Below are 8732 nucleotides of genomic sequence, written 5' to 3'. Positions count from 1 at the left end.
CTATTATATCTTTGCTGAGTACGTAGTACATAAAAGGTTGCTTGGTATGGTTCGCAAAACAAATATCAGCAACCTTTTTTATTTTTAAGCAATTCTACCAAAAGTCAAGATGACTTCAATGGTAAAATCTTTATTTTTTAATTATTCCATCATCTTCCCCACAAACCTGTGTAGCCTGTTCTAGGATTTGAATAAATTAGAGGAAAAAAGATGCTACAACGATTACACTTCATTTTCCTATTTAATTTTCTTTCTTTGACAATCCTTGGACAAGCGAACCAATGGATACGAATCAATCAGTTGGGATATTTGCCTAATTATCCTAAAGTGGCGGTTTGGGTTAGTAAAGACCCACAGGTACCGAGTACTTTTGAGCTGATAGAGGTTAAAACGCAGAAGGTCGTTTTTCAATCAAAGACATTGGTTTCAACAGGAGCATATGGCCCTTTTCAATCAACTGCTAGATTAGATTTTTCAAAATTCAAAAAATCAGGGACTTATTTTATCAAAACCTCTCAAGCTCAATCTCCAGTTTTTCGGATAGATGCAGAGGTTTTTAGAGGCTCGGCTGATTTTATTTTGAAATATATGCGCCAGCAACGAAGTGGGTATAATCCTTTTTTAAAAGATTCATGCCACCGAGCTGACGGATTTGTTGTGTATCATCCCGACCCTAAGAAAGATTCGACACACCTCGATGTATCTGGAGGCTGGCATGATGCATCCGATTATTTACAATATGTAACAACCTCCGCAAATGCTACTTTTCAAATGCTATTTGCCTACCAGCAAAATCCTGAGGTGTATCAAGACCTTCATGACGCTTGGGGAAATGTGGGGAAAAATGGTATTCCCGATATTTTGGATGAAGCCAAATGGGGTTTGGATTGGCTAGTGAAAATGAACCCTGCACCACACGAGTACTACAACCAATTAGCCGACGACCGTGATCACAAAGGTTTGAGATTGCCCACTCTCGATAAAGTACAATACGCCACCAATCAGGGACTAGCTCGCCCTGTGTATTTTATTACTGGAAAAATTCAAGGTTACAAACATAAAAATCGTACAACTGGGGTAGCTTCAACGGTTGGAAAATTTGCTTCAACGTTTGCTTTAGGAAGTGAAATTTTGGCAAAATATTATCCTCAATTTGCCGAATCATTGAAAGCAAGAGCCTTAGACGCTTACACTTTTGGCAAAGAAAAACCTGGCGTATCGCAAACAGCGCCAGGAGGTGCGCCGTATTTTTATGAGGAAGACAACTGGGTCGACGATATGGAATTAGCAGCTACACAATTAGCCAAAATAACCCAGAAGTCCGAAATCTGGCAAGAAGCTTCACATTTTGGTCATCAAGAACCCACCACACCTTGGATGGGTGCCGACACCGCCCGACATTACCAGTGGTATCCTTTTGTTAATTTAGGACATTATTTTATGGCAAAAGAAGCCAAGGATAAGGCTTTTATCAATTACATGGAGTCAGGTTTGGAAAAGGTTTTTCAGCGAGGAAAAAATACACCATTTCTCAACGGGGTGCCATTTGTGTGGTGTTCCAACAACTATGTCGCTGGGATACTGACACAATCTATTTTGTTCCGACAACTGACGGGTTCGACTAAGTATCAGTCTATGGAAATGGCGCTGTGTGACTGGCTGATGGGGTGTAATCCGTGGGGAACAAGTATGATTTGTGGGTTTCCGACTTCCAAACTCTCCCCAACAGATCCACATTCTGCATTTACGCATTTGTACAATTACAAAATTGATGGAGGCTTAGTCGATGGCCCAGTTTATGGTTCTATTTGGAGTAAATTGATAGGAATAACCTTATATCATCAAGATGAATATGCTGATTTTCAATCAAAATTGGCAGTGTATCATGACGATTTTGGCGATTATTCTACCGATGAGCCTACCATGGATGGAACAGCAAGTTTATCTTTCTTACTATCTTTTTATGAAAAAGAAGGACGTAAATTACAAGTAACAAACAACATTCAATCACTAGGCGGAATTGTACGTCTGGATACTACTAAAAAGGAGATATATCTGTGTTTTACGGCACATGAATTTAACGAAGGTGCTTCGACTGTCTTAAAGGTTTTGCAGAAAAAAGGTATCAAAGCTAATTTCTTTTTGACAGGTGATTATTTGAGAAATCCATCTTTTCAAACAACCATTAAGCAGTTGGTTCAACAAAAGCATTATATAGGCCCCCATTCAGATAAACATTTGTTATATGCTTCTTGGGAAAAACGTGATTCCTTATTGGTGGATAAAACAAGCTTTATGAACGATTTACAAAATAATATATCTGAAATTGAAAAGTTGGGTGTTTCATCCTCTCAAATAAATTATTTTATGCCAGCTTACGAATGGTATAATCAAAGCATCAGTGATTGGACTGCAGAAATGGGTTTGAAGCTCGTCAATAATACAAGTGGAACTTCTTCACAGGCAGATTATACAACTCCCGACGCTAAAAACTATCTAAGTTCGGACGAAATCTATATAAGAATTCTCAATTTTGAAACCAAGTCTAGTACAGGACTGAATGGTGCTTTATTGCTCACACATGTGGGCGTAGGGGAGAAGCGAACCGATAAATTTTATGATAAACTAGAAATGCTGATTACCGAATTGCAGAATAAAGGATATAAGTTTGAGAAGCTAAAATAAAATCTTTATTTTTTTCTTAACAGGGTGCGACTTTAGTCGCACCCTTGTTTAATTATACTCGAATTCTTATTCTTCTGCGCCAATTTTGCCAATCTCTTTATCCAAAGCAAATTTTCCAGTAGCGCTTTCAACATCAATTAAATCAAAGAGTTCCAAAGCACGACGTGCGTTTTTCTCTTCTTCTCTTTGTTCTACCACGTACCACATCATGAATTGTTCGGTAGCATAATCATTTTCTTCACGACATTTTGCCACGATTTTATTGATGGCATTTGTCACAGAAATTTCACTTTGAAGAGCCGCTTCAAATACACTTTTGAAGGAAGGATATTCTTGAATAACTTCTCCAATCGTTGGAGTTATTGCAGTACCACCAACTTCATTAATATATTTAAAAAGCTTTAAAAAGTGTTCACGTTCCTCTTCTGCTTGTGAATAAAGATACTCGGCAGATTTTTCGAATCCATTGCGGTCGAGCCATGAAGCCATCGCCAAATACTTTTGCGAAGCTTCTGCTTCCATTTTACATTGTGCGTTTAGAGCAATTTCGATTTCCTCCTTCAAAGAAGTTCTCTGTCTCATCAAATCTTTCATATCCTTTTGTAGCTTAATTAGTTATCACAATATTAATAACATAATCATGATAAAAGTTTTAAACTTGGGGATTTTTGATAAAATTTGGAATTATTCTAATTATATTTAGTACATACTCGTCGATTACCTCTCTTAATAGCCATTTTTGAAAGAATAGATTTAAAATTATTTAAACCACTGCAAACAATACCTTATTTAATTACTATTATGAGAACTAAAGATGATGTAAAAGAAAAATTGATTTTGGAAAAAGCATTATCAATGATTTCCAAAATTGGTCTTTCTGGATTAAAGATGAGCCTTCTTGCCAAGGAGGTTGGGGTCGCCACTGGTACAATTTATATTTACTTCAAGGACAAAAAAGATCTTATAGACAATCTCTACGTTTATTTGGTCAAGAAAGAAACTGAACTTTCTTTTGAAAATCTGCCGCAGGATGTTCCCTTTGAAGAAAGATTTAAGGCAGCTTTGAGCAATTATATGAGTCGCGTTGCCACGAATCCAGAGGTACAAATCTTTTTTGAACAGTATGCTCGTTCCCCGTATAATGAGGGAGAGAATGATACAATTATAGCTGAAGAGGATAAGGCTTTAAAGCCACTTTACGAATTGATAGAAACAGGTCAGGCAGAAGGCTATCTGAAAAAGAGCTCAACTACCCTTATCCTAATTATGCTATGCGGAGCAGTCGGGGAGTTATCTGTACAATTACATACCTTGAGCCCCAAAGAAATAGAGGAATGCATCGATATGATGTGGGACGCTATTGCGATTCATTAATATCGGTGATGTGGCACGTTCTATAATTTTCTTCTCCAAAACACGTCATCCTATTTAAGCAGTTTAAATGAAATGACGTGTTTTGGAGAAATATTTTATCAACAGCATTTATCTATTTAATCATTTCGCTGTGCTTTCTTGACAATAGTTTTTACCACATCATCTAACTCCTGAGCCGAACCTTTTAGGTCTGTAAGAAGTTGTGCTGTTTCTTGGTCTAACTCTGCCTCTGTTACTTCCAAAAAGTCGACTATCCCAAGTATTTTGGCCAATGGCTGTCTTACTGCATGGGATTGAAACCAAGCAATCTCCTTCAACTGATTAGATTGCTGGTCGATTGTTTCCATTTTCTGAGTTAATTCAGAAATATCTTTTGCAAAACAAGCGACCCCAGTAACATTACCTTGATGGTCATAAATTGGATTGAAATTAACGATGGCTCTCAAGCGTTTTCCAGCAGGATGGTAGGTAGCCAAGTCCTCAATCACTGAGTGAGGTTCTCCTTGCATACAACGCTGATAGTATGCACGCCATTTTGCTTTGACGGCTTCACTAAGTGATTCGCGTGCTGTAGAAGTATCTAAATTGATAGGGTTACCAACCAAATCTGATAACATATCAACATAAGCTTTATTGGCAATGGTCAAGTTATACTCTTTATCAACCGACCAAATCAATTCGGTTGTAGCGTTAATAATGGCTTCTAAATTCTTTTGCATAGTGGCAATTGCGAGACTGTGTTCTTTTGCAAGAGTTATGTCACGAATATACACGGATAATCCTTCATTTGAAGGATAGGCTGTAGATTCTATCCAAATATTTTGTTGGGAAAGGTATGTTTCTAGAAATAAGGAGGTATGTTTTTTGCTAGCCTCTTCAAACATTGTCGCTAATTCTGGAGATAATTCTTGAAGAAGGCTTAGGCAATTTTGATTCAAAACAGCCTCTTTCTCAATACCTAAAATTCGCTCAGCAGAAGCATTCCAATAGTTTACGTTCCATGATTTATCTACCGAAATAAACCCATCCGTGATACTTTCGAGCATATTTCGGGTTTGCTCCGCATTTTTCAGAATCAAATCTGTTTGTGCCTTCAACTCTGTTACATCTCGTCCAATTACAAATACTTGTTTACCATTCGGGTCTGGAACGGCCACCCAAGCAAAATGACGATAAGTGCCAGCTTTGGTCTGATATCGATTGGCGTGTGCTTGAATGATTTCACCTTGGTAGAGTTTGGCAATTTGCTGAGCCGAAGTTTCTAAATCATCAGGATGAATTAAATCTGTGAATCTTTTCGACTTCAATTCTTCTACCGAAAATCCGAGTACATTAGAAAAGGCAGGATTGGTTTTTACTAAAAAACCATTTTTATCTGCTATACAAATTAAATCTGCCGAGTAATCGAATAAATTTGAAAGTTCTTCTCTCGCTTTCACTTTCTCAATGAGATTCCCTAAGCCGCCTGCAACCTTGGATAAAATACCTGTCAGGTAAGAATCATAAGAAACTTCTTGGTCGGTAATCAATATAATGATTCCTACGATCTGATCACTATTGGGAGATTCGAAGATAGGAATCGAAACGGCTGTATAATGAAGATTGGGGTCTAAAAGCTCTTGGCGACTAAAACTTTCATGATGATACAGGTCGTTGAACCAATAGGCCGACTTGCTAATCCATGAATTATTGGAAATACTTTTCTCAGTGAAACCTCTTGTTCTATGACGAGAAGCTTCAGCAAAATTGACAAACTGCGCATTATTAGGGTTTGCCGACGAGCTGGCAAGAAACAATAATTGATTTTGAGAATCGGGTAGCCAAAATTCTACGTTTTCCCAACCTGTAAATAATCTAATATTGTTACTGATAGCGTTTAAGGTGGCTTTGAGCGTAAAGGAATCTTTGATAGAAGAGAGAATTCTACTGTTTAACTCATTTTCTCTAACCTTGAGTTCAGATTCCGTGACGTCATTAAAAATATGTAAATGGATGCCTTCCCTAATATTGGCTAAGGCACGCCAAGAGGCTATTTTGGTATCGTTATGGCTTGATTTTAGTGAAATTTTACCCTCATGTTTGCCGATCGCATGAAATTTTTCCCACAAACTGTCAAAAGGCATGTTGAATTCGGGTTTTACAATTTCTGCGAGCGACTTGTTTTGGAGAAATGTCTTTGATGCATTAAAAAGCTCTTCGGAGGCGCTATTGACCTCTAGAATTTTACCCTCGCTATCGGTTAGCAGAATTGCATCAGAGGAGTGTTCAAAAATTAAGAAAAGTTGTTTTGAAGCAACGTTTTTTTCTTGTTCCGCCTTTACCCTTGCAGTCACATCATGAGCTAATACTAATACCGCATCAGTTCCTTTGTATATGGTTGGATGTGAGGTAAGCTCTACATATATAAGCTGTCCAGATTTGGTATGATGTGTAACAAACTGATCAGAAATGAGAGGACTGTCTGTTGGGGAATTGCCAACCAAATCTTGAATTGAAAGTTGGTAAAACTCCTTTAGCGTATATCCATACTTTTGACAGGCTGCTTGATTTACTTTGATAAATTGTCCATTTTCCACATTGTATACCCACATAGGGAGTGGATTCGCATCAAAAAGTTGCTTATAATCGTTAGCAATTTTCTTGAAGCGACTTCTCAAAACTTGTCTTTCTTTGGCAAAAAATAAGTTTTTCTCTATATCGTTTTGTAAAAAGTCATTCCATAATATGCAATCTTGAGCTCCTGCCTGTAGAAAATTTCGTTGAATTGTGGGGTCGATAATTCTACACAAAATTATGATAGAAGAGTTTCCAAATGTATGGCTTAAATGATCTGTTTGTGAGAAAATATTAAATTCTGATGTTTCAAAATAAGAAGCATCTATGAAGATAAAATCAGGCTTGGATTTAATGAGTGTTTTAGAGAAGATATCATCAGCTAAAGCAAAAGTCTCCGAAGTACTTATTTCCATACTTCTCAGTTTTTGCTCTATTTGGAGGATATTTTCTTGATTATCACTAAAAGTAAGGGCTTTTCGTAATATCATATTGGCGGTGATTAAGTAGTAAGCCTATACGTCAAATATACATCAATTTAAGGAAGAAAGCGTCGTTTTGGGTAAAATTACTTTCAATTAGTGAAGATTTTTCCGTGTGAGTGTCAAAAAATTATGTTACTATCTCAGATGACTTTTTATTCACCTGTAAAAACTCATAATAGATTCCTTGATAATCAGTATATTGAGTTTTTAACCCTTCAAAAACTATGAAAAGACGAGATTTTATCAAATATTCTTCCTCGGCTAGTCTATACTACTCGAGTTTACCATTATTGCCTGCATTATCTTCCAAGGTTAACAAATACAAAACGGCTCTTATTGGTACAGGTTGGTGGGGAATGAATATTCTTCGAGAGGCCATCAGAGCAGGTGAGTCACAGGTGGTAGCCTTGTGTGATGTCGATGAAAATCAATTAAACAATGCGCTAAAAGAGGTTTCTTCCTTGTGCAGCGACAGTCCGAAGCGTTACCGTGATTTTAGAGAATTGCTTCATCGAGAAAAACCTGAAATCGTAATTGTGGCAACGCCCGACCATTGGCATCCTCTGATTGCGATTGCTGCGATGGAGATTGGGGCAAATGTATATGTAGAAAAACCCATCGGGCATACCATTATGGAAGGTCGAGCTATGGTAAATGCTGCTCGTAAATATGACCGAATTGTGCAGGTGGGAACACACAGGCGAGTTTCTCCGCATAATATTTCAGGCATGAATTTTATTCGTTCAGGAAAAGTTGGACAAATTGGTATGATTCGGGCATTTGTGCACTACGGCGGAGGCGCGGGTACGGTAGTTCCTAATTCGGAAGTCCCTCAAGGATTAGACTGGGATATGTATTGCGGTCCAGCGCCGTTGATTCCCTACAACAAGGTTATTCATCCGAAAGGATTTAGACAATTTCTCAACTTTTCAAATGGACAACTTGGCGATTGGGGAATACATTGGATGGATCAGATTCTTTGGTGTATGGAAGAAAAATATCCTCGAAAAATTTACTCAACTATGGCACGACATATTCGCAAAGACAATACGGATGCGCCAGATATGCAATTGGTAAATTATGAGTTTGAAAACTTTCATGTTTCATGGGAGCATAGGTTATTTGCAGCCAACGAAGCCGAGCGCACCAACGTCGGTTGTTATTTTTACGGCACAGAAGGTACTTTTCACATGGGATGGCAAGATGGCTTGACTTTTTATCCTGCTAACAAAAATAAACCAATTTTGCACGAGGATCCAGTCCTTAACAAACCCGATGACCAGAATATCCGTGAATTATGGCAAAATTTCTTGGTGTCTATCAAAACCCATAAACCACCTCTTTGTGATATTGAAGTAGGACACCGTTCAACCAATATGAGTTTGTTGGGTATGCTTTCTGCTAAAGTAGGTCGCAGTATTATTTGGGATGGTGAGAAAGAAATTATTCTCAATGACCCAGAAGCTAACAAATTATTAAGAAGAGAATATCGCAAACCTTGGGAATATCCTTCGGTATAATTTTTCTTCATTTTCCATAGGCGTGTGAGTTGCCTCGCACGCCTGTGGAAAATGAAGAAAAGCTTATAACCAAGTAGCTTATTTATCTGCTAAAGTATTTGTGAATGCAAAGATC

The 8732-nt window shown here is 37.7% G+C and carries 5 protein-coding genes; 3 read left to right on the top strand and 2 right to left on the bottom strand.

Annotated features, from left to right (window positions below):
• Positions 1-210 precede the first annotated feature (210 nt).
• Entirely contained in the window at positions 211-2685 is a 2475-nt protein-coding gene (locus QM524_RS24505; protein WP_283346670.1) for a glycoside hydrolase family 9 protein, read from the top strand.
• Positions 2686-2751: 66 nt separating this feature from the next.
• Here the strand turns inward: QM524_RS24505 and QM524_RS24500 are convergent, their stop codons facing one another.
• The gene (locus QM524_RS24500) at positions 2752-3279 is read right to left on the bottom strand and encodes a ferritin (RefSeq protein ID WP_283346669.1); all 528 of its coding nucleotides are present in this window, start codon (positions 3277-3279) and stop codon (positions 2752-2754) included.
• 207 nt (positions 3280-3486) lie between these two features.
• On the opposite strand from QM524_RS24500, the gene QM524_RS24495 reads away from it, so the two are divergent.
• Complete coding sequence (locus QM524_RS24495; RefSeq protein ID WP_283346668.1) at positions 3487-4059, top strand: TetR/AcrR family transcriptional regulator; 573 nt, start codon at positions 3487-3489, stop codon at positions 4057-4059.
• A 116-nt stretch (positions 4060-4175) separates the two neighbouring features.
• On the opposite strand, the gene QM524_RS24490 is transcribed toward QM524_RS24495, so the two are convergent.
• On the bottom strand, positions 4176-7103 hold the full coding sequence (locus QM524_RS24490; protein ID WP_283346667.1) for a PAS domain S-box protein: 2928 nt from the start codon (positions 7101-7103) through the stop codon (positions 4176-4178).
• Between the two features lie 218 nt (positions 7104-7321).
• Here QM524_RS24490 and QM524_RS24485 point away from each other — a divergent pair, with 218 nt between their 5' ends.
• Positions 7322-8617, top strand: a complete 1296-nt coding sequence (locus QM524_RS24485; RefSeq protein WP_283346666.1) for a Gfo/Idh/MocA family protein — start codon at positions 7322-7324, stop codon at positions 8615-8617.
• Positions 8618-8732: the final 115 nt, after the last annotated feature.

Source organism: Flectobacillus roseus (genome assembly GCF_030056595.1).
GTDB classification, from domain to species: Bacteria; Bacteroidota; Bacteroidia; order Cytophagales; family Spirosomataceae; genus Flectobacillus; species Flectobacillus roseus.
Note: the sequence above shows the minus strand (reverse complement) of the source record. Positions and strands in the feature narration are given on the sequence as shown.